The sequence below is a fragment of the Streptomyces sp. DI166 genome, from assembly GCF_900091315.1.
Taxonomy (GTDB): Bacteria; Actinomycetota; Actinomycetes; order Streptomycetales; family Streptomycetaceae; genus Streptomyces; species Streptomyces fuscus.
Genome location: NZ_FLSP01000082.1, coordinates 1 through 22,358, shown reverse-complemented (window position 1 = coordinate 22,358; position 22,358 = coordinate 1). Strand labels below are relative to the sequence as shown.

Here is a 22,358-nt window from a genome sequence, read left to right as displayed (position 1 = left end):
CCTACAGGCCGAGGCGGGCCTGTTCCTCCTCCACGATCCGCCGGGCCAGCTCGGTGTCGGACACGTCGACGGCGTCCGGGGTGGCCTCGGCGACGGAACTGCGGCGGGCGTAGGCGTCGAACAGGCGGGTCTTCTCCCGGAGGATGCGCACCAGGCGTTCGTCCACGCCGCCGGTGGCCAGCAGGCGGTGCACATGCACCGGCCGTACCTGGCCCATCCGGTGGGCGCGGGCCACGGCCTGGTGCTCGATGGTCGGCTTGATCTGCGGTTCGCAGATGACGACGGTGGAGGCGGCCTGCATGTTCAGGCCGACACCGGCCGCCTGGATCTGGGCGAGCAGCACCGCGGGGCCGGGTGTTTCGGAGAAGTCGTCGACGAGCTGCTGCCGCCGCGTCGCGGCCACGCTGCCGGTGAGCGGGCCGAACACCGGCGGGGCGTCCTTCGTTCCGGTGCTGAGGGCGTTTTCGACCACGCCCAGGACGTCGCGGAAGTAGGAGAAGACCACGGTCTTCTGTCCGTTCTCACCGGCCTCCTGGACGATCTCGCGCAGGCGGCCCAGCTTGGCCGACTTCTCGGGCCGCAGATAGGCGGCCCGGCGCATGGCCATGAAGTTGCCCGCGCGGACGGCCTCCCGGTATGCCTCCTCGTCCGAGGCGCTCAACTCCTCCCACTCGTCGGTCTGCTGGAGGCTGGGGAGTTCGGTGAGCACGTCGTCCTGGTTGCGCCGCAGATAGACGGGGGCGACGGCCTTGCGGAAGGCGACCGAACCGGCGCGCGCGTCGCCCTCGTCGAGGGATTCGGCGACGCCCGGGTCGAGCATCGCGACCAGGTTGCGGAACTCCACGACCCGGTTCTCCATGGGGGTTCCGGTCATGAACAGGGCGCGCTCGCAGCGCTCGGCCCACAGCGCGACCGCCTGGGACCGTTTGGCCTTGGGGTTCTTCACCGAGTGCGCCTCGTCGACGACGAGCAGGCCGACTTCGCCGCCGCCCGGCGCGGGAAAGCCGCGCAGCGCGTCGAAGGTGGTCACCGCGACCCCGCCCCGCCCCTTCCAGTCGGCGAAGGCACCCTGCCGGTCGGGGCCGTGCAGCACGCTCACGCGCAGCGCGCTGCGGGACTCCACCTCCCGGGTCCAGTTGACCAGCACGCTCGCCGGGCAGACGACCATGAAGTGGCTCTGCCCCTCCGCGGCGAGGTGGGCGAGCACCGCGATCGCCTGGATGGTCTTGCCCAGGCCCATCTCGTCGCCGAGGATCACCTTGCGCTGCGCGAGGGCGAAGCGCGCGCCGAACGCCTGGTAGCCGCGCAGGGAGACGCGCCGATGGGTGTCGTCCAGGTCCTGGGAGCGGACGCGCTCGGCGATCTCCTCGGGCAGGAAGCCCTGCGCGGCGGCCGCGTCGGGGGACCGTCCGGAGATCTCGGCGAGCAGGCTGTAGTACTCGGCGGAGCGCAGCTCGAAGTCCACCCAGGCGGCTATGTCGGAGTCGGGCTCCCGCAGCAGGTCGACCGACGCCTGCGCGAACCGCTCGGCCGCCCGCTCCCGTTCGGCCTCCTCCAGCAGGGACCGGATCCCGGCGACGGCGGCCAGCGCCCGGGCCTTCTTCTCCCGCCCGGCCAGCAGCATCCGCCAGCGTCCGGCGGCGGGCGCGGCGTCCGCGAGCAGCGGGTCGAGGCGCTGGGCGAGGGTCGTGGCCCCGGCGACGGCCCGGCGGGTGTCGTCGCCCGCCTCCACCAGGACGTGCAGGGCGGTGACCAGGGCGGTGGTGGCGGGCTCGGGCCGGTCCACGTCGATGTGGACGGCGACGGTCTCGTGCACCGCGTCGGCGAGCCTGCGGGCGGCCGCGAGCATCTGGTCGACGGTGCGCTGTCCGACGCCGGGGATCTGCCGCAGCCGGTAGGGCCCGGCGTCGAGTACGGCGCCCACCGTGCGCAGTCCGCTGTCCTGGACGCCGCCCAGCCGGAGCCGTCCTTCGGTGACGTCCTGGAGGCGGGCCACCGGGATGGCGTCGAGCCCTCGGCGTACCTCCGCGTCATGGAGCGGCGCCAGGGCCGCCCGTACCGCCTCGACGGCCCTGTCGTGATCGGCGACCAGGGTGCGCGCCGCCTCGTTCAGCCGCGTCCCCCTGGCGACAACGCCCCGCTCTTCGCGCCCCACGGTCCTTCCACCCCTCACTCACGGTCCCCGCATCCTCCCACCGGGGCGCGGGCGCGCGTGGCCGGATCTATGCGCGAGCCGAGCGGCGCGGGGCTGGAGCGCGGCCAGAGGTCCATTTAGCGCTGGAGGGTCATGCTCCTGCTGCCCGCTCGCGTTCGGCGGCGGCCGGTCCTGCAGTGCTCCCTGCACAGCGTGGACGCGGGCGGCAGCTGGGTCCAGCTGACCCGCGAGCTGCCCGGACTCGCCGCCGCGTTCGGCGAGTCGGCGGCCGAGCTGGGCATCCCGCTCCAGCACGGCACGTACGACGCCCTGTACTGGGACAACCCCAGCCCCGGCATCCACGTACTGCCCCCGCCGGGCAGCGGCGCGCGGCTGGCGGCCGGGGCGGAGAACTTCGACCGTTCCACCTGGTGCGCGCCGTCCCGGTACGGCGCAGCCACCGCGATCGTCGAAGTCCCCATGTGGGCCACCGACCTGGCCGACGACCGCACCCCGCACCCGCATCCCGCCACGGCCCTGCGCGACCTGTCCCGCCTGGTCCGCGACGGCGGACGGCAGGTCACCGCGGTCCTCGACAAGGCCCGCGGCTTCCTGCCCCGGCCCGAGGACAACGCCCTCTCCCGTGTCCTGGAGTGGATGGCGGACGACCTCTACGACCTGGTCGCCGACTCCTGGACCCCGCTGGCCGAGCAGTCCCGGCCCGCCCTGACCAAGGCCGACATCTGCGCCCTGGACGTGGTCGCCCGCCGCCAGCCCCTGCGCGCGGGGGGCCTGCTGCTGCGCCTGCTCGCCCGCTCCGACGACCGGGCCGCCCCGGCCCTCCACCGGGAACTGGACGCCCTCTTCACCACCTGGGCCACGGACTTCGCCGAGGCCCTGCGGCTGCGCTGGGTGCCGGTGAGCCGCCAGGTGGAGCACCAGACGCGGACGGTACTGGCCGCGGCGGACAGCGCGCTGAAGCTCACAGCAGCGCCCCGGTGAACGGCCGGGCGTGCTCCCGGGCCCACCCGGCGAGGCTGCGGGGCTCCCGCCCGGTCAGCGCCCTGACCGTCCCGGTCACCTCCGCGCAGGCCCCCTCCCGCAGCTTCCCGAAGAGCACTGCCACACCCTCCACCAGCCACTGCGGCGCCCCCGAGGCGGCCAGTCCCGCGCGGGCGGCCCCGTCGGGTACGTCGACGTACCGGACCTCCCGTCCCGTCGCCTCCGACAGGACCGCGGCGACATCGCCGTAGGTCAGCGCCTCCGGGCCGGTCACCGTGTACGTACGGTCGTCGTGACCGTCCTCCGTGAGCAGGGCCGCGGCCGCCGCGCCCACATCCGCCGGGTCGGTCATCGCGATGCGTGCCGTGCCCGCCGGGGCGATCAACTGCCCGCTCGCGGCGACTGCTTCGGCCGCCGCGAGCAGGTTGGACATCAGGTACCCGGAGCGCAGGCACACCGCGGGCACCCCCGAGGTCAGCAGGTGCCGCTCGATACGGCCGTGCCAGTCCCAGAAGGCGAGGTCCGAGCCGATCTCCACCCGCGGGGAGGAGAGTTTGACCAGGCGCGACACCCACGCGGTCGAGGCCGCGTCGATCACCGCGGTCTCGTGGGCGACCTTGTCCGGGCCGTCCGCCGAGGTGAGGAACACCCCGTCCACACCCCGCAGCGCCGCGCGCAGGGCCGCCGGATCGCCGAAGTCACCCACGGCCAGGCCGACTTCGTCGCCCAGCACCCGCCGCGCCCGCTCGGCGTCCCGTACGAAGGCCCGTACGGAGGCGCCACGGTCACGAAGCGCGGTCACGACGGTGCGGCCGACGTTGCCGGTCGCTCCGGTCACCAGCACGGTGCGCATCACCACTCCCTTCGTCAGGCCCGGACTTCCGCGCCCACGGGGGCGAAGAAGCTGTGCGGGGGCGCCGTTCCGGCGACCACGCTCGCGAAGTGGTCCATGCGCTCCCGGTTCCCGAGCGCGTCCGCGAGCAGGCGCGCGGTGTCGTCCGGCGGGGGTGCCAGCGTGGCGAGCTGGGTGGTGAACTCGTACATCTCCGACACATGCGCGTCCCGCGCCTCCTGGAAGGCGGACAGGGCCTGCTCGAAGGAGCGGCGCCCGCTGAACACGTCGTCCAGCGCCTCGGCGCACGCCTCGGCGTCCCGGAAGGCGTCGCTGATGCCCTGCGCGGTGATCGGGTCCTTGGTGTACCCGGCGTCCCCGACCAGCACCCAGCCCGGCCCGTAGGGCACCCGGAAGAAGTTGGGGACTGCCCCGCCGAGGAACGGCTCCGCGCGCCGGGCGCAGCGCACCCGCTCGGCGAACTCCGGGACGAGGTCCAGCGTGGCGAGGAAGTTGCCCTCGACGTCGGCCCGGTACGCCCGCGCCTCCGCGTACGGCCAGCCGACGATCACCACGGTCAGCCCGTCGTTGGTGGGGATCGTCCCCCAGCCCCGGCCGGGCCGGGCACACGTCTCGAAGCCGGACAGCGGCAGGTCCGCCCAGTACGAGTAGTAGGCGTACTCCAGTCGGGGCTTCTCCCGGTAGGTCCGCGCGCCGACCGCCCGGGCCAGGTGCGAGCCGCGCCCGTCGGCGCCGATCACCACGCGGGCCCGCTCGACGGACCGCGCGCCGTCCTTGCCGTGCCCGCGGACCCCGACCACGGTCCCGCCCTCGGTCAGCACCTCGTCGATGTGGAAGCGGTCCCGTACCTCCGCGCCCGCCTCGGCGGCGGCTTCCACCAGGATCGCGTCGAGCACCCGCCGCCGCGGCGCGTACCCGACCCCGGTCCCGTCGTACGGGCGCGGGCTGCCGGTGAGGGTGAACGGCCCGAAGTCGAAGGAGTACGCCGTGATCGGCGGGCAGCCGGAGGCGCGCACCCGGTCGAGCAGTCCCCAGCGGGCCAGGGCGGCCACGCCGGGCGGGTGGATCATGTGGGTGGAGACGGTGTCGCTGGGCAGTTCGGCACGGTCGGCCAGCAGCACCCGGTAGCCCTTGCGGGCCAGCAGCATCGCGGTCGGGGCGCCCGCGCAACGGGCTCCGACGACGACGGCGTCGTAGGTGGTGGACATGGCGTCCTCCTCTTCGGCCGGGTCCGGGCGGCCAGGGGCTCGCCCTAGGGGTCCGAGCCTTGCCGGGTGACCGTTCCGGGAGCGTTCCTCAGCCGTTCCGGGCGGGGTGCCGCCGGGTCGCCCTCCGCCGCGTCCAGCCGCTCGCGTACCCGCAGGGCCTCGGGCCGCCAGACCACGGCCGCGCCGCCCATGGTCAGCAGCCGCTCGGCCGCCCACCGTGCCCGTTCCGCGTCCCCGGCCCGCTCGGCGGCGCCCATCAGGATCCGGTGCAGCACGGCCGACATTCCGGGCGCGTGCTGCACGCCGCCCATCCGGACGATCGCCTGACGGCAGCGCCGTACGCCCTGGGCCGTACGGCCGTCGAGTACGTCCCTGTAGCCGGAGAACGCCTCCGCCGGGAGCCGTACGTGGGGCGCCGGGTCGTCCAGCTCGGTCAGTTCGCGCAGGTGGGCGCGGAGCGCCCGGTCGTCCCGCATGTCCAGCGCGAGCACCGAGGCGAAGATCAGGCAGACGGCCCTGCTGTACTGGTGTCCGGTCTCCTCCGCGTACGCCAGCGCGGCGTCCCGGGCCCGTTCGGCGGCCTGCGGGCGGCCCATGAACCAGAGCGTGTTGGCCAGCCTGCTCTGGCACACCACCCGCGGGTCCTGGGCGTAGCGGAGCAGGTGGACGGCGCGCTGCCGGGGGCGGTAGCAGCGGATGGCGCGGGCGAAGTGCTCGCGTGCGTGGTCGAAGCGGGCCTGCCAGAACGCGGCGATGCCGAGCACGTACGACCCCTCGACGACGAGCACGTCGTCCCCCGACTCCCGGCCTTGGGCGAGGAGTTGGCCGCCGTAGCGCTCGGTGGCGGTGAAGTCGGAGGCGACGGTGGCGGCGACGGCCAGGGAGCGCAGCAGCGGCGGCGCGGGTTCGGCGCCGAGTGTTGCGGCGAGTTCCAGGGCGCGGGTGTGGGCGGCGGACATACGGGGGCCGGAGTAGCCCTCCACCTGGCCGAGCGGTGCGGGCAGCGCCGTGAGCAGCTCCAGCTCCAGCCGGTCGCGTTCGGCGGAGGCGGGCCGCTCGCGCAGCAGGCGCAGCATGCGGTCGAGCAGGGCCACGGCCTCGGCGTTGGCGTGCAGCCGACAGGCGGCGTCGGCGGCGCGCAGCGCCCAGGGCACGGCGGTGGCGGTGTCGCCGGCGCGCTGGTAGTGGTCGGCGATCTGGCCGCACACCTCGTCCGGGGTGGCCTCCCGCGGCCGGGAGAGCACGTCGGCGACCCTGCGGTGGTGGTGCCGGCGCAGCGCCGGGCTCACCGCGGCGTACGCCACCTCGCGGATCTTCTCGTGCGCGAAGTCGTACGCGTCCAGGCCCTGTTCGCGGATGACGCGGCGCCGCCACAGCTCGTCGAGGCCCGCGACCAGGGCGGCCTCGTCCACTTCGGCGGCGGCGCCGAGCACATCGGCGGTGAACTCCCGCCCGACGGTGGCGGCCACCCCCAGCAACTCTCCTGCTTCGGGCGACAGTTGGGCCAGCCGTGCCTCGATCACGGCCTGCACGCGAGGGCTGAGCCGGCCCGCGCGCAGGGCCTCGATCAGGAAGAGCGGGTTGCCCTCGGCCTCGGTGTGCAGACGGTCGGCGTCGACGCCCTCCCCCGCGATCCCGCGGGCCAGCGCCGCGGTCTCCTCCCGCGACAGCGGGCCCAGCTCCAGCACCTCGGCCCGGCCGAGCGCCCCCAGCCCGCCGAGCAGTTCGTGCAGCGGATGCCCGCGGTCCGTCTCCTCCGGCCGTGCCGTGCCCACCACAAGCAGTGGGAAGGGCGGCTCGGCGCGGGTCAGGAAGTGCAGCAGGCTCAGCGACTCCCGGTCGAAGCGGTGCAGGTCGTCGGCGAGCAGGACGACCGGACGGCCCGCCGCCTCCAGTGCCCGGGCGACGGACCCGAACAGGCGCTGGCGCTGCTCGTCCGCGGGGAGGGTCTCGGGCGGCTCGTGGGCGCCCAGTTCGGGCAGCAGCCGCGCCAGCTCCTCCCGGAACGCCGTCTCCAGCCGGTCCAGGGCGGGCCTGAGCGCGGGGGCCCGCAGCCAGGCGACGACGGGCGCGTAGGCGAGGCCGCCCTCGGCCGCGTGCGCCCGCGCGACCGCCGTGACGGCGTGCCGCCGGTCCGCCCAGGCCACGAAGTCCTCGGCGAGCCGGGTCTTGCCGATGCCGGGCTCCCCGGTCAGCAGCACCAGCACCGGCCGCCCGGCCGCCGCCGTACGCCACGCCTCGGACAGCCGCTGCCGCTCCGCCTGCCGCCCCACCAGCCGGGGCGAGCCGCCGTGCCGCGGTGGGTCGGGCCCCTCGACGGCCAGCAGCCCGGCGTAGGCGGCCCGGGTCGGCGCGGACGGGGCGACCCCCAGCTCGCGCTCCAGGGCGGACACGCACGCGTGGTACGCCCGGACCGCGCGCGCCCGGTCGCCGAGCGCGTCGTAGGCCCGCATCAGCACCCGGTACGCGGACTCTCTCACCGGGTCCTCCCGGACCAGCCGCTCCAGTACGTCGGCCGCGCCGCGCTGGTCGTCGGCCGCGTGCAGCAGGCCGCCCAGTTCCTCCAGGGCGTCGGTGAACCGCCCGCGCAGCCGCTCCCGCTCGGCGACCGGCCAGGGATCACCGCAGTCGGCGAGCAGGTCCCCGGTGTAGAGGGCGACGGCATCGGCGAGCGCGGCGGCCCGGTCCACGCGCGCCGTGGTACCGGCCCGCTCCAGGCCCCGCTCGAATTCCTCGACGTCGAGCAGGCACCCGGCCCCGGCCCGCCACGCCACGGTGCGCGGGGTGAGCTCCAGCACCTGCTCGACCTCGGGGACGGTGTGCCGCAGCCCGTGCAGGAGGTGGCGCAGATTGGTGCGGGCCTGCGCCTCGCCCGACTCCGGCCACAGCACCCCGGCCAGGTGCTGCCGCGAGTGCGCGGTACCGCGGTGCAGCACCAGGTACCCGAGCAGCGACTCGGCCCGCGCGGACCCCAGCCGCCACTCCGGCCCGCCGACCGGGCGGACCCGCAGCCGGCCCAGCGCCTGCACACGCACCGCAGCTTCCCGCACACCAGCAGTGTCCCGCGCCGACGCCGCCGTTTCCTGTCAGCCGGTCAGACCGAACCGCTGGGCGTCGGAGCCGTCGCAGGTCCGCTGGGACAGCTGGGCCCCGTCGGCGGTGGAGCCGTTGTCGACGGCGAGGCACTTGCCGCTGTGCCGGGCGACGAACCGGTAGTGAGCGGCGCCGCCGGTGGCCTCGGGCCGCCACTGCTGGTTGCTGTTGCCGACGTACGTCCACAGGTGGACCTTGGTCCCGTCACCCGTCGCGCCGGGGCCGCCGTCGACGTCCCAGACCCGGCCGTTGAACTGGTTGACCACCTGGTAGTAGCCGTCACCGGTGGGCCTGAGCTGCCACTTCTGGTTCGCACCGGCTGTGCAGGCCCACTGCTGCAGGGCGGTGCCGTCACCGGTGCCCCAGTCGGCGGCGTCCAGGCAGGCGCGGCTGCCGGCGTTGACCACCTGGTACCAGGCGGCGGGGTCGATGGGCCCCTGCGGCTCGGCCTCGCCGCTCCAGACGACGGTGGCGACGGCCCCGGCCGGAAGGGTGTACGCGAGCGACCGGCCCCCCTCGGTCAACGAGAACCGCTGCGCGCCGGCGGCGGTGTTCACGACGTAGGCGGCGAAGGACCGGTCGGGGTTCTGGAAGGTGACGTTCTGCACGCCTCCGGAGCCCTGGCTGGTGGAGCCGACGCGGACGGCGCCGGGCCTGACGAACTTGGTGATGTGCCCGAGGACGTAGTACTCGGCGTTCCGGGTGACCGTGCCGTTCGCGATCTCGACGACGCCGTTGCAGCGGTCGGCGCAGTGCCCCTGGTGGGGGCCGCCGTTCCGGTCGAGGGCGAGGTTCCAGTTGACGACGGTCTCACCGCCGTGGCGCATGTTGCGTACGACGAGGTTCTCGGCGTGCCACTTGAGGGTGTCGGCGAAGGTGTCGGCGGTGTCCGTACCGGAGCACTCGGTGAAGAAGACCCGCTTGCCCGCGTCGACGATCCGCTGCTGGGCCGAGGGGTCGCCGCCGTAGCAGTGGAAGGCGGCGCCGATGATCCGTTGGACGCCCCGCGTGGAGTCGAAGACCTCGATCGGGTAGTTCGGGTGGTCCCAGTTGTGGTCGTAGGCGAGGAGGTTGGTGGGCAGGCCGTGGGCGGTGAGGGTGCGGTCGAGGACCTTGAGGAAGGCCGCCTGCTCGCCCGAGGTCATCGCCATCGACGGGTAGGTCGTGGCGAACTCGGGCTCGTTCTGGACGGTGAGGTCGGTGAGGGTGATGCCCTGCTGCCCGTACGCCTTGACGGCCTTGACCAGGTAGTCCGCGTACGCCTGGTAGTGGTCGGGCTTGAGGCTGCCGCCGTTGAGCGAGTTGCCGGTCTTCATCCAGGCCGGGGGCGACCAGGGCGAGCCCATGAACCGGATCTCCGGGTTGAGGGCCTGGGCCTGTTTGACGACCGGGATGATCTCCGCCTGGTCGCGGGCGATGGAGAAGGCGCCCTTGGTGTCCTCGTACGTGTAGGACCCGCCGGAGTTGAAGTCGGTGCTGCCGAGGGGCTGGCGGAGGTAGTTCAGGCCGATGCCCTCGGTGGGCGAGAACAGGGACTTCATCAGTTCGGCGCGTTTGTCGGCGGGCAGCTGCTGGACGAGGTGGGCGGAGGCCTCGGTGACGGAGGCCCCGGCACCGGTGAAGCGCTGGCCCCGGTTCCCGGCGTCGACGCGGATGTCGACGGGCTGGGGGGCGCTGTCGAACGGGACGGTCTCGACGGCGAGTTTCCGCGAACCGTCGGGGGTGGTGACCCAGACCTGGGCGGTGGGGTCGGCGGCTTCGGCGGTACCGGTGCCGACGGCCGCGGTGAGACCGGACACGGCGAGGATCAGTGCCGCGCCCGCGGCGCGGGCTCTGCTGGTCGTGGGGAGGGACACGGGCGGCTCTCCTTCGGTGGGGTGACCTGACACGAGGGGTGGTGCACCCGGTCCGCCGACGCGGATCGGACGTCGAAGGGCGGCGACATGAAAGCACACCCACTAAGTACTTAGTAAGTGATACAGCTCACACTGTCGAGGAGCGGTTTCGGAAGCCGATCACGAGCGCTCCGGCCCACCTATGCTGAGCCGGGTGAGTGACCAGCCGGTAAGCCGTACGCCCCGCAGGACGCAGCCCAGGACGCCGCGCAGCGCGGAGGCCAAGCGGCGGCAGCAGGACATCCTGCGGATCGCGATGGACACGTTCGCCGCCCGCGGCTACCACAACGCCTCGCTCCAGGAGATCGCCGACCGCGCCGGACTCACCCAGGCCGGCGTGCTGCACTACTTCCGCACCAAGGCCCAGCTGCTGACCAGCGTGCTGGACCTGCGTGACGCCGCCGACATCGAGCAGCTCGGCACCGAACGCCCCCGTGGCCTGGCCTTCCTTCGCCACCTGGTCGACACCGCGTCCCGCAACGCCGAACGCGAGGGGATCGTACGGCTGTACGCGGTCCTGTCCGCGGAGAGCGTCACGGAGGGCCACCCGGCGCAGGAGTACTTCCGCGACCGGTACGAGGGACTGCGGGCCATGGTCGTCGAGGCGCTGCGGGAGGCATGCGAGCTGGGTGAACTCCCGGACGACACGGCGGTGACGGACACCGCGAACGCCGTCATCGCCGTCATGGACGGCCTCCAGGTCCAGTGGCTGCTGGCACCGGACCGGGTGGACATGGCGGCGTCCACGGACCGGGCGATCACGGCACTGCTGGCGGGGCTCGGCGCCGACGTCACTGACGGCTGACGGCGACGGTGAACCCCAGCCCGATCAGCGCGACGCCGCCCGTGCCGCCGATCGCCGACATACGGCGCTCGGAGCCGGCGAACCAGGTGCGGGCCGCCGACGCGCACAGCCCCCAGAGCGTGTCACTGACCAGGCCGATAGCGGCCGGGATCAGGCCGAGGACCATCATCTGGAGCGGGATGTTCCCGGCGTCGTGGTCGACGAACTGGGGCAGGACGGCGGCGAAGAACACCAGGCCCTTGGGGTTGGTCGCGCCGACGAGCAGGCCGTCCAGGACGGTACGCAGATCACCGCGCCGTTCGTCCGCCCCGGCCGCCACCTCCGTCCGCAGCCGCCCGCGGTGCCGGAACGCCTGCACGCCCAGGTAGACGAGATACGCGGCACCCGCGAGCTTCACCGCCGTGAACACGGTGGCCGACCGCTGCACCAGGCTGCCCAGCCCGAGCGCGACGGCGACGATGAGGGCGTAGGAGCCCAGCAGATTCCCCAGCACCGTGGCGAGCGCGGTGCGGCGGCCGTGCGCGAGGGCGCGGCCGACGACGAACAGGACGCTCGGGCCGGGGACCGCGATCACGACCAGGGACATCGCGGCGAAGGCGAGCAGGTTCTCGGTGTGCACCATGGGCCGGTTCCTCCTAGCCGTGCGGGTTCGGTTCACGGGCGACGTGTACGGTGCGGGCGCGCGGCAGAGCGGCCAGGGCGCCGGAGGCGATCCGCAGCGTGCGGGCGGGCGATCCGCCGCCGCAGTAGACGGGCCGGTCCGGCTCGCCGACCGCGACATCGATCAGACACGGCACCCCGGGCCGGTGGCTGACCGGCGGAATACCGCCCGGGACCAGCCCCTCCGCGGCGAGCAGCTCGGCGTCCGCCGTACGCAGGCCGGACCGGCTGGTGCCGACGGCGGCGGCGAGGCGGGCGAAGTCCACCCGGTCCGGCGCGCGCAGGGCGACGAGCAGCAGCGGCACCTCGGGGGCCGTGAACGCGAGCGTCTTGACGGCCTGCGACCAGGGGAACGGCAGGGCCCGGCGCTCGGCGACGGTGTGCGCTGCGGCGTGCTCGTGCACGACGTAGGCGCACCCGTGGGCGTCCAGCACGGCCCGCCAGGGCGGAACGGCAGCACTCATGGCACACCACGCCTTTCAACCAGGGATGGGGAGAGGACCGGCCCCCAGCCTGCTCGGCGCGGCGAGATCCGATCAACTGATTGTGAAATCCTGCAATCGTGATCACCCTGCGCTTCGCGGAGTCGGCCGAGGAGCACATCTCCTTCTCCGTCTCACCGCTGCTCGAAGCCGTCCACTCCTGGCACGTGCTCACCGACCCGGGGCACCACGCGCTGCACGTGCCGTGGGTACGCCGCTGCCGCAAACTCCCCGCCGCGCTGCGCCGCCGGCTGCGCGAGTACGGCTTCGTCGTGGCCGACTACATCCCGGCGCTCTTCGAGGCGGGGGCCTGGGACCAGGACGCGGACTTCGCGGAGCAGCTCGCGACCGTACGGGCCCAGCCACCCGACCTGCTGGCCGTCGAACTCGCCAAGACCCTCATGGACCCGACCCGCCACTCCGCACCCGCCCTGGTCCACGACCGAGCGGCACGCGACGCGGCCCTGACGGAGCTTCAGCAGACCGCCCCGGCCCGAGCCGCCACCCTGCGGGACATCCTCACCGACCCCCGCCCACGCCTCGACGCCGCCCTCACCACGCTGGAGGACTACTGGAGCGCGGCGTTCGCCGAGGAATGGGACCGCGTCGAATCCTCCCTCTACGAGTCGATCGCCCGCTCCGGAGCCCGGATCGCCCACCAGGGCCTGCTCCCGATGCTCCGCACCCTGGCCCCGCAGATCCGCATCGACCCCGCGGCCCGCACCCTGCGCCTGGACCGCCCGCACGACCACGACCTGACCGTCACCCCGGCCAACCCCGTCACCTTCATCGCGAGCCACTACGTCTGGCCGCACGTCCGCGTCACCTGCGACAGCCCCTGGGGCCTGCGGATCACCTACCCCGCCCTGCCCCTCGCCCCCGCCGCGGCGGCCCGCCCCGCCAGCCAGGAGGACACCCTCACCCTGCTGCGCGCCCTGGCCGCGGCCCCCCGCCTGCAGATCGTCACCCACCTCGCGGCCCAGAGCCGCACCACCCACGAACTGGCCACCCTCCTCGGCCTCTCCCCCTCGGTCACCTCCCGCCACCTCCACCAACTCACCCAAGCGGGCCTGACCACCACCCGCCGCGAGGGCTACTACGTCCTGTACTCCCTCGCCCCCGGCCGCCTGACCCAACTGGCGACGGCCCTGACGACGCTGACGGCGCCCTCACGGGACTGACGGGACGGCGGGAGCTCGCAGGTCGGAGCCCCACGCCGCCCCTTCACAGGGGCCAGGCCGCGAGTAGGTCCGCGGGCTCGTAGACGGCATCGAGCCCCGGGCAGTCCACTCCGCTGCGCGAGACCGCCACGACGGGAACCGGCTCGTCGGTGAGGGCGGCCCGGTGCCGGTGCAGGGCGGCCAGGTCGTGCCGGTCGAACGGCGACCGCTCCAGCCACTTGACGGAGCCGACGAAGAGCAACTGCCGGGCGACCGGGGCACGGTCGGCGCCGACCAGGTCGATCTCCACGTCGTTCGTACGGGTCCAGTAGCCCCCAACGGCCGGGGCCGCGGGAAGCCGGTCGTCGGGCAGCATCCGGGCCAGCGCCTCACGGACGACCGGTTCGACCGCCCGTCCGCGCCAACTGGTCCAGTTCTCCCGCACTCGCGCCATCGCGAGATCACCCCGCCCCCGCTCGATCTCCTCCATGGACGGTTCGAGCAGGTGCAGCCAGAACCGCATGTAGGGGTCGGCCACCCGGTAGCGCCGGTCCTTCGACGGGCGCGTTGAGATGGGCAGTTCACCGGCCACGATCCGCTTGCCGATCAACAGCTCCAGAGACCGCTGGAGCGGCGTGGCCCCGATCCCGCCCGCCGCCCGGCCGATATTGGTGAAGGTCCGCTCACCACTGCCGATGGCCGACAGCACGGTGCGGGCCTGGGCCTGCGGCGGGAACTCGGCGGCGAGCGATCGCTCGGCCGACACGAGCAGGGCGGACACCGGGTCCTGCAACGCCTCCCCGAGGAAGTCCCACAGTCCGGCGCCGCGCGGCCACTCGGCACAGATCAACGGCAGCCCGCCCGTGACGAGCGCGGCGTCGAAGGCGTCCGCCGGGTCCAGGCCGAGCATCTGTCCGACCTCGGCGGGGTTGAGGGGGCCGAGCACCATCTCCCGGCCGCGCTGGTGGAAGGGGCGTCCGTAGCTGTTCAGCGTCTCCATCATCGACAGGTCGGAACCGATGAGGACGAGCAGCACCGGCCTGGTCTCCAGCACCCGGTCCCAGGCCCGCTGCAACATCCCCTCGAAGGCGCCTTCGGCATCCATCAGGTAGGGCACCTCGTCGATGACGAGCACGCTGGCCCGGTCGGCGGGCAGCGCGGCGCCGAGCACGTCGAACGCCGCGTCCCAGCTCTCCGGCCGCGCGGCGGAGATCAGCCCCGCGAGCGGCAACGTCGACGCCTGGGCATCGCGGGCGAGCCGGGCCAGATCATCACCGGGCGACGCCCCCGTGGCGGCGTAGAACAGAAACGGCGCCCCGGACCGCTCCGCGAACCGCTCGACCAGCCGCGACTTCCCGACCCGCCGCCGCCCCCGCAACATCACACACCGCCCGGGCCGCTCCCCACCGACCCCGTCCGCCACCTTCCGCAGCTCACGCTCCAGCGTCGCGAGCTCTTGCCGCCGGCCTACGAAGTCGACCATGATCACCGCCACTTGAGGGGAAACTAACCCTGATGTTAGCAACATGAGGGTTAGTAAGCACACTATGACCAAAAAGAGGCAACGGGCAACGACGGCGAACCGTGATTACCCAGGCTTTCGCCGTGCCAGACTCACTCTCGGAAACGAAGCGAAACGAAGCCGTCACCGTAGGTGCTCACCTGCCGACGGCTCCCCGCAGGGCGGAACGGCTCCCGCGGGCGCGATTCCAAGGGGGTAGATGAGCATGGCATTGCGTTTCGGACCGGAACTTCGCCGCTTACGCCTGAAGGCGGGGCTGACGCTGACCGAGTTCTCCGTGGCGCTCAACTACGACAAAGGGCATCTCAGCAAGGTGGAGCGCGGCGAGCGTGCCGCGTCGCCCGAACTGGCGCGGCGATGCGACGCCTTCCTCGGTGCGGACGGCAAGCTCCAGCGCCTGGCTGTCCGTACCGAGACCGATGCGGACGGCACCGAATCCACCACCCGCCCAAGTCGCTGGCTCATCGGGCGTCGTGCGGTCCTCTCCGCGGGTACGGGAGTGTTGATCGACCTCGGCCTGAAACTTGGCAGCGAAGCGATCTCGTCCACCGATGATCCTCTCCTGCCTTCGTTCCACGCGCAGTTCGACCAGTTGCGTACGCTCGGCCAGTCCACGGACCCCAAGGTCCTGCTGCCCTTGCTGGAGACGCAGACGCGCATGGTCGCCGCGCTGGCCACCGACGCCCGGTCGGCCACACGATCCTCCGCACTCCTGCTGGCCTCCCGGTTCGCGGAGTTCACCGGCTGGATGGCACAAGAAGCCGGAAATGGCGACGCGGCACTCTGCTGGACGGGGGAAGCAGCCGAGTTGGCACGCGCCGGAGGTGACCCGTACCTCGGTTCCTACACACTGGTGCGCCGCGCCCTCGTCACGATGTACGGCGGGGACGCCGCCGGCACCATCGCCCTGGCCCGCCGCGCTCAAAGCAGCGAACTCCCCCCGCGCATCCGAGGACTTGCGGCCCAGCGGGAAGCCCAGGGACACGCACTCGTCGGCAACGAAGTCGACTGCCTACGCAGCCTCGACAGGGCCCGGGAACTGCTGGCCGACGACGCCCGCAGCGGCGGCGAACCCGTGATCGGCACCTCCCATGTGAGCGATCCGGCAGCGATGTCGACCGGCTGGTGCCTGTACGACCTCGGCCGTCCCGAGGCCGCTGCCGCGACCCTCGACCGAGAGTGCCGCCGCCTCCCTCCGCACGCGCTGCGCACTCGCACCCGATACGGTTTCCGCCGGTCCTTGGCCCACGCTGCCTCCGGGGAGGTCGAGCACGCGTGTGCGATCGCCCAGGATCTGCTCGACGTCATGCCCGCTGTTCCGTCGGCAACGGTCAACAGCGACATCCGGCGTCTCGCACGGGAACTCTCCCGGTTCCGGAGCAGCCGCGCCGTACGTGATCTGCAACCCGGGCTGGCACGCGTACTCGCCCCCGCTCACGACTGACAGCCGCACCACAATCGAGGCGGGATCACGGCCTTCGGCTCCGTCGGTCCCTCCCGTGTCCCCTTCTCCCGGCTCGCTACACGAGCCTTAGCCGTCCTCTGCCTTCAGCTCGCCGCGTCGCATTGCGCGGCCCTGGCCGGCCTTGCGCTGTCCGCGACCAGCTCCCGCGCCTACGACATCCCCTCCATTCGCATGCCCTCCATGGACGCTCCATGCGGCCGTGGGGCCGGAGCCTGCTCCCTGTCCTCTCACGAAGGGAACCGCCATGCACGATGCCTTCGTCAACTACCGCACCGGCGACGAGGAATCCGCCGCAACCATGATCGCGCGGGAACTTCGCCACCGGTAGCGCGTGTCCGCGCCGGGATCCACAGCGGAGGGCTGCACAAGGCTCCTGGCGAATCGAGTTCGAAAGCCGGAACGACCCTGAAACCGTGACACGCTCTCGGCCGGTAAGACGCGGCGGTCAGGAACCTCGGCCGCAAGACAGCCGCACAGCGGCCCGGAAGCCCGAAGACGGCAGACCTACCGAGCGTTACCTTGGGGCGATGTCCAACCATCACGTCGACCCGGACGACACCGGCCTCCGCTTCGCCCTCCAGATCGCTGGCGCCGAGCTGGCGGATGCGCCCCCGCCTGCCGACTCCCCGCTCGGCCGACTCCGTCTGTTCGCCACGGCCAACCCTGGCACGGTCCTGACTGCCGGCCACGTTCGCCAGGCCCTCGACGGCACGCTGGGAATCACACCCTCGGATCGACCCTGAAACCGTGGCGCAACCTTGGCCGCTAAAACCCGGCGGTGCGCGGATCCCCTCCAGGGGGTCACCCCCCACCCCAGGGTATGTAAAGAACTTGACTTCATCAGAGACAAGGTCTTTACATGTAGGCATGTTTGATGACGCCCACCTCGCTCGCCGAGCGGAAGAACTCCGGGTCACCGCCGGCGATCACTACCGGAAGGCCGCCCAGTACGACGCGCAGGGCGACAAAGCCCAGGCTGAGCAAGCACGCGAAGCGGCGGTCCGCTCCACGCAGAAGGCCGAGATACACGAACGCCTCAAGGGACGCCCTTGGCCTGCCCTGGCCATGGCCTGGCTCCTCGAAGCTGACCCGGAGGAGGCACGCAAGCTCCTCGATCAGGTGGAGCGAGTTTCGGCTGAGGAGTTGCTGACGCACGGGGATCGCGACCCGCACCTGGAGTACCGCATCGCTACTCTTCAAGGCCGCGCATGCGAGTGGGCGATGGCCAACGCGATGCGTAACGGCGCAGCCGACAGCGTCGTGCACGAAGTGCTGCGCATGGAAGAGCTGGGAGTCGAAGTCAACATCGCTGCCCTTGCTCGCATGACAGGCATCTCTCGGCAGACGCTTCATGCTCGCCTGCGCGTTGCTCGCGCCTCTGAGTAGTCACACCACAGGCCCTCGCGTCATGCGCCTCAGCCGCGCACGGCGCGAGGGCTTTTCGCCTGCCTGTGCCAGCGCGTCGTGTCCAGATGGACAGGTCGCTGCTACTCAGCCCGCGCAACGAGGGCGAGAGAGGTGCAGACTCGTCGGAAGCTCTGATGCCCAGTCCTGCCGGTGTGGCGCATGCACTCCAGGTCGACGGCTGCCCCGTCCTGCGAAGGCTTGGTCTTCCAGTCGCAGTTCAGGCACTCCGCTTCGAACGTCACGTCGGTTCCGGGGTGCTGTGTGATCCGGTGTTCGACGTAACGCAGGACCGCTCTGGTCATCCCTCACCTCCGTGCGCTTCCTTGAGGTGCGCTCGCAGGGTCACGTTCACGTCTGTCGCCTTGGAGTAGTCGCCCGACGAGACGGCGTTCCTTCGTCTCACCGCGAGTTCAAGGCAGTGCCGGCACCCGGAGACCGGCTCTGGCTGGGCGCTGGGCAGGGACAGGTGCACGGGTCCCGACTGGGTGCTGGTCCTTGTTGGCATGGCTCTCCCGACTCCGATCCACTTTGATCTCATCGTGGAGCTGCTCGCCTGGCGGACCTACCGTCTTTCCTGTTGCCGCAAGAACTCGTCCCGGATGCCCTCGACGAGACTGCGCATGTCGTCGCCGTAGAGCGCCACCGCGGCGAACCTGTCGAAAGTGTCGACGTACGTCTGGACGTCCCGCGGGTCCCGTGTCGTCACCTCCGAGTGGAAGGTCTCGACGATGACGAGGCTGTCGTCGTGGATGCTGAAGCAGGTCATGGGGAAGTCCGGCTTCCGGCCCGCTTGAGGGACGAAGCCGATGGACACGGCGGGGAGCCTGGACAGGGACACAAGTCGGTCGAGCTGTACGGCCATGACGGCCGGCTCGCAGATCAGCCACCGCAGCACATGCTCGCAGATAACGAAGTGGAACGACCGCCCGTCCTCGTACAGCGCGGCCTGCCGCTCCAGCCGGGCCGCCACTGTCCGTGCCTTGGTCTCGTCCGGCAGAGCCGGCGGCAGTGAGAACACCGCCGTGGCGTACTCAGGAGTCTGGAGAAGGCCGGGGATGAGCTGCCCCTGGAACAGCCTGAGCGCCTTCGTGTTGGCCTCGATGCCCTTGATCGTGTTCTGGTGCTTCCACGCCCCCATACGGCGCAGCAGACGCCACGCCGTGGCTTCCGTGGCCTCGACTCGCGCCGCTGCGAGGAACTGTTCCTTGGCCTCCTCGGACACCCCGAGGGCGGACAAGACGAGGTCGACGTCCTGCACCGTGGGCATGGTCCGGCCGTTCTCGATCTTCGAGAGCTTGGCTGCGGACATGGAAGCCCTACGGGCCACTGCGCTGCCGGTCAGTCCCGATGCCTCGCGCAGTGTCCGCAGCGCTCTTCCGAGGGATTCCGTGGTCAGTGGTGCCGCTCCCAGTAGGTCGCGAACGGCACGGCCCGGGAGAGCGCCAGGTGCCGGTATCCCCGGTACTCCGGGAGGCGGACGGCAGGCAGGCGTTCACCGCCGAGGAACCGGCCCTCGGGTGTGTAGTGCATCCGGTACACGTCGCGGTCGTCGAAGAGCCAGAAGTCATGGTCGGGCAGACCGTCCACGTCCTGCTCGGCCAGGTCGATGATGCCGATCGACTCCCCGGCCTTGATGTTGCCGGGGTAGGCCGCCAGCTCGTAGCGCAGGTAGTCGGTCAGCGGGGAGCGCAGGACGTGGACGCGGGACACCTGCTTGCCCTTGTCGGTCATGGACCGCACCCATGGGTTGTCGTCCCACTCCGGCCCCATGTCCTCGCCGGCCAGGAAGCGCGAGATCTCCTCGCGCTCCTCTTCCACGTCGTACTCGGCCAGTGTCTCCAGCCGGAACGCGGTCCGCTCGAACGTTTCGAAGAGGCGCCCGAACTCCTCACCGGTGAGCACGAAAGTACTCCTCCAGCACGGCTGCGGGGACCATGACCGCCGTCTCACCCTCGGGTAGGTCGAGCTGCGCCAGCCGCTCAGGGTCGTTGATCACGTAACCCTGTACGACGTACTCCTTGCCGTCGGCCGTGCCCCACAGGGTGGGGCAAGTGCCGTTCTTGCAGTCCGGGTCTCCCGAGAGCTTCCGCAGCGGTGCACCCACGGCTTTCCCCCTCCTGTCGACAGGCTTGGTCAAGCCGATGCTTCCGACCTGCCAACTTCCGGGTCAAGCTCCCCGGCTTTCCAGAACGGGAAACCTTGTGGGACACGCGCCTATCCGCCGTAAGAGAGTGAGTCAGATCCGCCTTCGCGAGCCGAGCTCCTGCTTCCAGTACTCCCTGCTACACGGCCGTTGGTAGCGAAAGAACATCGCATACGTGACGGCCATATCGAAGTCCGCATCAGCGAAGTACTCATCGCCGTCGAACAGGCCCCAGTGGCGCGAGCAGCACTCTTTGAGCACTCGCTCCGTTTCACTTGTGTTGGAGTGCAGCACGGAGATCCACCAGCTACAGATCTCCGCACCACGGGCCTTGGCATCCCAGCCGTGCCGCTTGATCCGCTGTCTGGCGTCAGCGGTCCTTCCAACCTTCACGACGCCATCGGAAAATTCAACGACGTAGAGCCAGCCGCACGGAGAGGGGTGATCACACTCAGTCCTGTAGGCGTAGCCGGGGCGAGTGCCCTTCGGGCCATAGAGCCCAGGCGTGCACCGCTCGTCGATATCGAGGAACCCATACCCCTCGCCCACGTCGCCCCCCGGCGATCGTCCCTGAAGACCTGCCCAGTCGAACCGAACCATATTCGACCACCGATGCCGCACGGGCCTTCTCGGAGGTCTCGGCACCAGCCAGACAGAGGACGGCACAGTCAGCACACTCAGGTCCTTGATCAGCACACTCACCCCCGCCGTTGCCCCAGGTCAGGGCCGGTCAACCCTCGTCAGCACGTCAGCACCAAGTCAGCACAGGACCCGGAAAAGGCCGGAATCAGCAGGAGAAAACAAGAAGGGGCCAGACCGTGAGATCTGGCCCCTGACCTGCGGATTTACCCTCTGACCTGCATCTCAGCAGATCAAGGAATCAGCCGCTACACGTTGAACCGGAACTCCACGACAAGGCTCTGACCTGCGGAAATGCGAGCACATCCCAGCACCATCCCAGCACGGGCGCCGCGACAAAGTACAAGAAGATCCAATGACGCCGAGACTACGCCGCCGGATGCGGGCTGCGCAGCATCCCACCCGATGTAATAGATCCTGTACTAGAATGGGCCCCATGAAGTCACCCCGCCCCGGCGGCACGGAGAACATCTCCGTCTCGATGCCCTCGGAACTGCTCGGCGCTCTGCGCACGCGCACCGGCAAGCGCGGCGTGTCCGCGTACGTGACCGCGGCCGTCCGGCACCAGTTGGCGATGGACGGCCTCGCCGAGATCGTGGCTGCCTACGAAGCCGAGCATGAACCGCTGAGCGAGGCCGAGGTCCAGGCCGCGCAGCGCGAACTGTTCGGTGACGCACCGGCGCCGTACGCGTCCGGCGACAGCGCCGCATGAAGGAGCCCGCGGCCAGGTCCCTGGTGCTGGACTCCCAGGCGTTGTCGCTGCTGCTGCGCAACGACCGCCAGATGGTCACCCGGCTCGAGGCTGCTCGGCGCGTAGGCGTGCCCGTCCTCGTATCGGCCCTGACCGTGGTGGAGGCCGTCTACGGGAAGACGGACACCGCTCGGCTGCGCTGGGTGCTCTCCCGGCTTCAGGTCCAGGACGTCACCCAGGCGGACAGCCTCACCGCAGTGCAGTTGCTGAGCGACGCCGGCGGCCTGCACGGCCACAAGTACGGCATCGATGCCCTCGTCGCCGCGATGGCGCTCCGCTCCCCGCCACCCGTGCTGGTGCTGACCTCGGACCGCGACGACTGGTCGAAACTGTGCGGCGACCGCGTACAGATCAAGGACGTCTGAGCTTGGCGTTCGCCCCTCTTTGATGAGGGGCAGGTCGGGCCGACGATGCACTCGGCTCCTCGACGAGGGCACCGAGGGCTTCGCGGAGGCCCGGCACTCACACGTCGGCGACACCGTCCACGCAGCATCCCCTGGACGCCGCCTCGGCTTCGAGCGCAGCCCGACGAGCGCAGTGATCGTCCACATCTTCACCCAGCGCGGCCGCTCCACCGAGGTCAAGCAGCTCGTCCACAAGACACTCGCCGAGCGCCTGGCCGCCGTCGGCGTGAACGGCAAGAACCTGTTCGTCAGGTACTTCGAGAACCGCCCCGACGACTGGTCCTTCGCCGACGGCCGCGCCCAGTACGTCGAGGGCGACCTCCCTGTCCCTGGCCGCTGAACCCCGCACCCCAAGCCAGTCCAATCAGGTCCCGGTCGTGTCCCTTCTCGTGGTGTAGCCGATCACTTGGCGGTTGTGTTGGTGGTGTTGGGTAGCGCGGGGGCGCTTGCGGGGCGCTCGGTGGGGTAGAGCTGGTCCATGCTTCCCTCGGGCAGGTAGCGGCGGGGGAAGGCGATCCATTCGTCGTGCAGTTCGAAGAGCACGGCGGTGACCAGCCGCAGGAGCGCGTCGTCGTTGGGGAAGACCTGGACGACGTCGGTGCGGCGCTTGACTTCGCGGTTGATCCGTTCCAGCGGGTTGGTGGACTGGATCTTCTTCCAATGTCGCTCCGGGAAGGCGGCGAAGGCCGTCAGGTCGTCCTTCGCCTCCAGCAGCATGTCTTTGACCTTGGGGAT

At 71.4% G+C, this 22,358-nt stretch carries 21 protein-coding genes and 1 pseudogene; 9 read left to right on the top strand and 13 right to left on the bottom strand.

Annotated elements, in window-relative coordinates; translation table 11 throughout:
* Nucleotide 1: 1 nt before the first annotated feature.
* Nucleotides 2-2,155, bottom strand: a complete 2,154-nt coding sequence (locus GA0115233_RS30850; protein WP_176712003.1) for a DEAD/DEAH box helicase — start codon at nt 2,153-2,155, stop codon at nt 2-4.
* Between the two features lie 162 nt (nt 2,156-2,317).
* On the opposite strand from GA0115233_RS30850, the pseudogene GA0115233_RS30845 reads away from it, so the two are divergent.
* Nucleotides 2,318-3,136, top strand: a pseudogene (locus tag GA0115233_RS30845) (hydroxylacyl-CoA dehydrogenase); the annotation flags it as partial.
* Here GA0115233_RS30845 and GA0115233_RS30840 read toward each other — a convergent pair.
* Genes GA0115233_RS30840 through GA0115233_RS30825 form a run of 4 tightly spaced genes read right to left on the bottom strand, consistent with a single transcriptional unit; the run spans nt 3,117 to nt 10,146 of the window.
* On the bottom strand, nt 3,117-3,989 hold the full coding sequence (locus GA0115233_RS30840) for an SDR family oxidoreductase (protein ID WP_093723609.1): 873 nt from the start codon (nt 3,987-3,989) through the stop codon (nt 3,117-3,119). The pseudogene GA0115233_RS30845 and the gene GA0115233_RS30840 overlap by 20 nt on opposite strands.
* Before the next feature lie 14 nt (nt 3,990-4,003).
* Nucleotides 4,004-5,197 carry an NAD(P)/FAD-dependent oxidoreductase gene (locus GA0115233_RS30835; RefSeq protein WP_093723608.1) on the bottom strand — a complete coding sequence of 398 codons (1,194 nt, stop codon included), beginning with the start codon at nt 5,195-5,197 and terminating at the stop codon, nt 4,004-4,006.
* 44 nt (nt 5,198-5,241) lie between these two features.
* Nucleotides 5,242-8,247, bottom strand: coding sequence for an ATP-binding protein (locus tag GA0115233_RS30830; RefSeq protein ID WP_093723607.1), 3,006 nt, complete (start codon nt 8,245-8,247; stop codon nt 5,242-5,244).
* Nucleotides 8,248-8,283: 36 nt separating this feature from the next.
* A complete protein-coding gene (locus GA0115233_RS30825) occupies nt 8,284-10,146 on the bottom strand; it encodes an RICIN domain-containing protein (protein WP_093723606.1) in 1,863 nt (620 codons plus the stop codon).
* Nucleotides 10,147-10,441: 295 nt separating this feature from the next.
* Between GA0115233_RS30825 and GA0115233_RS30820 the strand changes: the two genes are divergently transcribed.
* Complete coding sequence (locus GA0115233_RS30820) at nt 10,442-10,990, top strand: TetR/AcrR family transcriptional regulator (protein WP_093723620.1); 549 nt, start codon at nt 10,442-10,444, stop codon at nt 10,988-10,990.
* Here GA0115233_RS30820 and GA0115233_RS30815 read toward each other — a convergent pair.
* Nucleotides 10,977-11,612 carry a LysE family translocator gene (locus GA0115233_RS30815; protein WP_093723605.1) on the bottom strand — a complete coding sequence of 212 codons (636 nt, stop codon included), beginning with the start codon at nt 11,610-11,612 and terminating at the stop codon, nt 10,977-10,979. The genes GA0115233_RS30820 and GA0115233_RS30815 overlap by 14 nt on opposite strands.
* Before the next feature lie 13 nt (nt 11,613-11,625).
* A complete protein-coding gene (locus GA0115233_RS30810; RefSeq protein WP_093723604.1) occupies nt 11,626-12,114 on the bottom strand; it encodes an aminoacyl-tRNA deacylase in 489 nt (162 codons plus the stop codon).
* Nucleotides 12,115-12,212: 98 nt separating this feature from the next.
* Between GA0115233_RS30810 and GA0115233_RS30805 the strand changes: the two genes are divergently transcribed.
* A complete protein-coding gene (locus tag GA0115233_RS30805; protein ID WP_093723603.1) occupies nt 12,213-13,313 on the top strand; it encodes a DUF5937 family protein in 1,101 nt (366 codons plus the stop codon).
* A gap of 43 nt (nt 13,314-13,356) precedes the next feature.
* Here GA0115233_RS30805 and GA0115233_RS30800 read toward each other — a convergent pair whose 3' ends face one another.
* Nucleotides 13,357-14,775: an ATP-binding protein gene (locus GA0115233_RS30800; protein ID WP_093723619.1), complete on the bottom strand. Its 1,419-nt coding sequence runs from the start codon at nt 14,773-14,775 to the stop codon at nt 13,357-13,359.
* Nucleotides 14,776-15,013: 238 nt separating this feature from the next.
* Between GA0115233_RS30800 and GA0115233_RS30795 the strand changes: the two genes are divergently transcribed.
* The 3 genes from GA0115233_RS30795 (at nt 15,014) to GA0115233_RS40730 (ending at nt 17,665) form a co-directional block, all read left to right on the top strand.
* Nucleotides 15,014-16,258, top strand: coding sequence for a helix-turn-helix domain-containing protein (locus GA0115233_RS30795; RefSeq protein WP_176712002.1), 1,245 nt, complete (start codon nt 15,014-15,016; stop codon nt 16,256-16,258).
* A gap of 548 nt (nt 16,259-16,806) precedes the next feature.
* A complete protein-coding gene (locus GA0115233_RS30790; RefSeq protein ID WP_093723602.1) occupies nt 16,807-17,022 on the top strand; it encodes a hypothetical protein in 216 nt (71 codons plus the stop codon).
* Nucleotides 17,023-17,146: 124 nt separating this feature from the next.
* Nucleotides 17,147-17,665 (top strand): hypothetical protein, encoded by a 519-nt coding sequence (locus tag GA0115233_RS40730; RefSeq protein ID WP_141689590.1) that lies wholly within the window; start codon nt 17,147-17,149, stop codon nt 17,663-17,665.
* 583 nt (nt 17,666-18,248) lie between these two features.
* Here GA0115233_RS40730 and GA0115233_RS30770 read toward each other — a convergent pair.
* The 4 genes from GA0115233_RS30770 to GA0115233_RS30755 form a co-directional block, all read right to left on the bottom strand.
* Nucleotides 18,249-19,055 (bottom strand): helix-turn-helix domain-containing protein, encoded by an 807-nt coding sequence (locus GA0115233_RS30770; protein ID WP_255310417.1) that lies wholly within the window; start codon nt 19,053-19,055, stop codon nt 18,249-18,251.
* Between the two features lie 23 nt (nt 19,056-19,078).
* Nucleotides 19,079-19,588 (bottom strand): DUF6879 family protein, encoded by a 510-nt coding sequence (locus GA0115233_RS30765; protein ID WP_093723597.1) that lies wholly within the window; start codon nt 19,586-19,588, stop codon nt 19,079-19,081.
* Nucleotides 19,575-19,790: a hypothetical protein gene (locus GA0115233_RS30760; protein ID WP_199809345.1), complete on the bottom strand. Its 216-nt coding sequence runs from the start codon at nt 19,788-19,790 to the stop codon at nt 19,575-19,577. Before GA0115233_RS30760 ends, GA0115233_RS30765 begins: the two co-directional genes overlap by 14 nt.
* Before the next feature lie 132 nt (nt 19,791-19,922).
* Entirely contained in the window at nt 19,923-20,429 is a 507-nt protein-coding gene (locus GA0115233_RS30755; protein WP_141689589.1) for a hypothetical protein, read from the bottom strand.
* Nucleotides 20,430-20,904: 475 nt separating this feature from the next.
* On the opposite strand from GA0115233_RS30755, the gene GA0115233_RS30750 reads away from it, so the two are divergent.
* From GA0115233_RS30750 to GA0115233_RS30740, 3 genes are read left to right on the top strand one after another with little or no spacing between them, the layout of a single operon-like run.
* Nucleotides 20,905-21,180, top strand: coding sequence for a hypothetical protein (locus GA0115233_RS30750; protein ID WP_093723595.1), 276 nt, complete (start codon nt 20,905-20,907; stop codon nt 21,178-21,180).
* On the top strand, nt 21,177-21,584 hold the full coding sequence (locus tag GA0115233_RS30745) for a PIN domain-containing protein (RefSeq protein ID WP_093723594.1): 408 nt from the start codon (nt 21,177-21,179) through the stop codon (nt 21,582-21,584). The genes GA0115233_RS30750 and GA0115233_RS30745 overlap by 4 nt, the downstream gene beginning before the upstream one ends.
* Nucleotides 21,585-21,606: 22 nt before the next feature.
* The gene (locus GA0115233_RS30740) at nt 21,607-21,963 is read left to right on the top strand and encodes a tautomerase family protein (RefSeq protein WP_093723593.1); all 357 of its coding nucleotides are present in this window, start codon (nt 21,607-21,609) and stop codon (nt 21,961-21,963) included.
* 62 nt (nt 21,964-22,025) lie between these two features.
* On the opposite strand, the gene GA0115233_RS30735 is transcribed toward GA0115233_RS30740, so the two are convergent.
* Nucleotides 22,026-22,358, bottom strand: a 333-nt coding sequence (locus tag GA0115233_RS30735; protein WP_176712001.1) for a transposase, incomplete at its 5' end; no start/stop codon positions are given.

Bases quoted from the DNA above. Each gene is read 5' to 3' on its own strand.
- GA0115233_RS30840 (WP_093723609.1), bottom strand. From the start codon at position 3,989: ATGCGCACCGTGCTGGTGACCGGAGCGACCGGCAACGTCGGCCGCACC.
- GA0115233_RS30835 (WP_093723608.1), bottom strand. From the start codon at position 5,197: ATGTCCACCACCTACGACGCCGTCGTCGTCGGAGCCCGTTGCGCGGGC.
- GA0115233_RS30820 (WP_093723620.1), top strand. From the start codon at position 10,442: ATGGACACGTTCGCCGCCCGCGGCTACCACAACGCCTCGCTCCAGGAG.
- GA0115233_RS30815 (WP_093723605.1), bottom strand. From the start codon at position 11,612: ATGGTGCACACCGAGAACCTGCTCGCCTTCGCCGCGATGTCCCTGGTC.
- GA0115233_RS30810 (WP_093723604.1), bottom strand. From the start codon at position 12,114: ATGAGTGCTGCCGTTCCGCCCTGGCGGGCCGTGCTGGACGCCCACGGG.
- GA0115233_RS30800 (WP_093723619.1), bottom strand. From the start codon at position 14,775: ATGGTCGACTTCGTAGGCCGGCGGCAAGAGCTCGCGACGCTGGAGCGT.
- GA0115233_RS30795 (WP_176712002.1), top strand. From the start codon at position 15,014: ATGAGCATGGCATTGCGTTTCGGACCGGAACTTCGCCGCTTACGCCTG.
- GA0115233_RS30790 (WP_093723602.1), top strand. From the start codon at position 16,807: ATGTCCAACCATCACGTCGACCCGGACGACACCGGCCTCCGCTTCGCC.
- GA0115233_RS40730 (WP_141689590.1), top strand. From the start codon at position 17,147: ATGTTTGATGACGCCCACCTCGCTCGCCGAGCGGAAGAACTCCGGGTC.
- GA0115233_RS30755 (WP_141689589.1), bottom strand. From the start codon at position 20,429: ATGGTTCGGTTCGACTGGGCAGGTCTTCAGGGACGATCGCCGGGGGGC.
- GA0115233_RS30750 (WP_093723595.1), top strand. From the start codon at position 20,905: ATGAAGTCACCCCGCCCCGGCGGCACGGAGAACATCTCCGTCTCGATG.
- GA0115233_RS30745 (WP_093723594.1), top strand. From the start codon at position 21,177: ATGAAGGAGCCCGCGGCCAGGTCCCTGGTGCTGGACTCCCAGGCGTTG.
- GA0115233_RS30740 (WP_093723593.1), top strand. From the start codon at position 21,607: ATGAGGGGCAGGTCGGGCCGACGATGCACTCGGCTCCTCGACGAGGGC.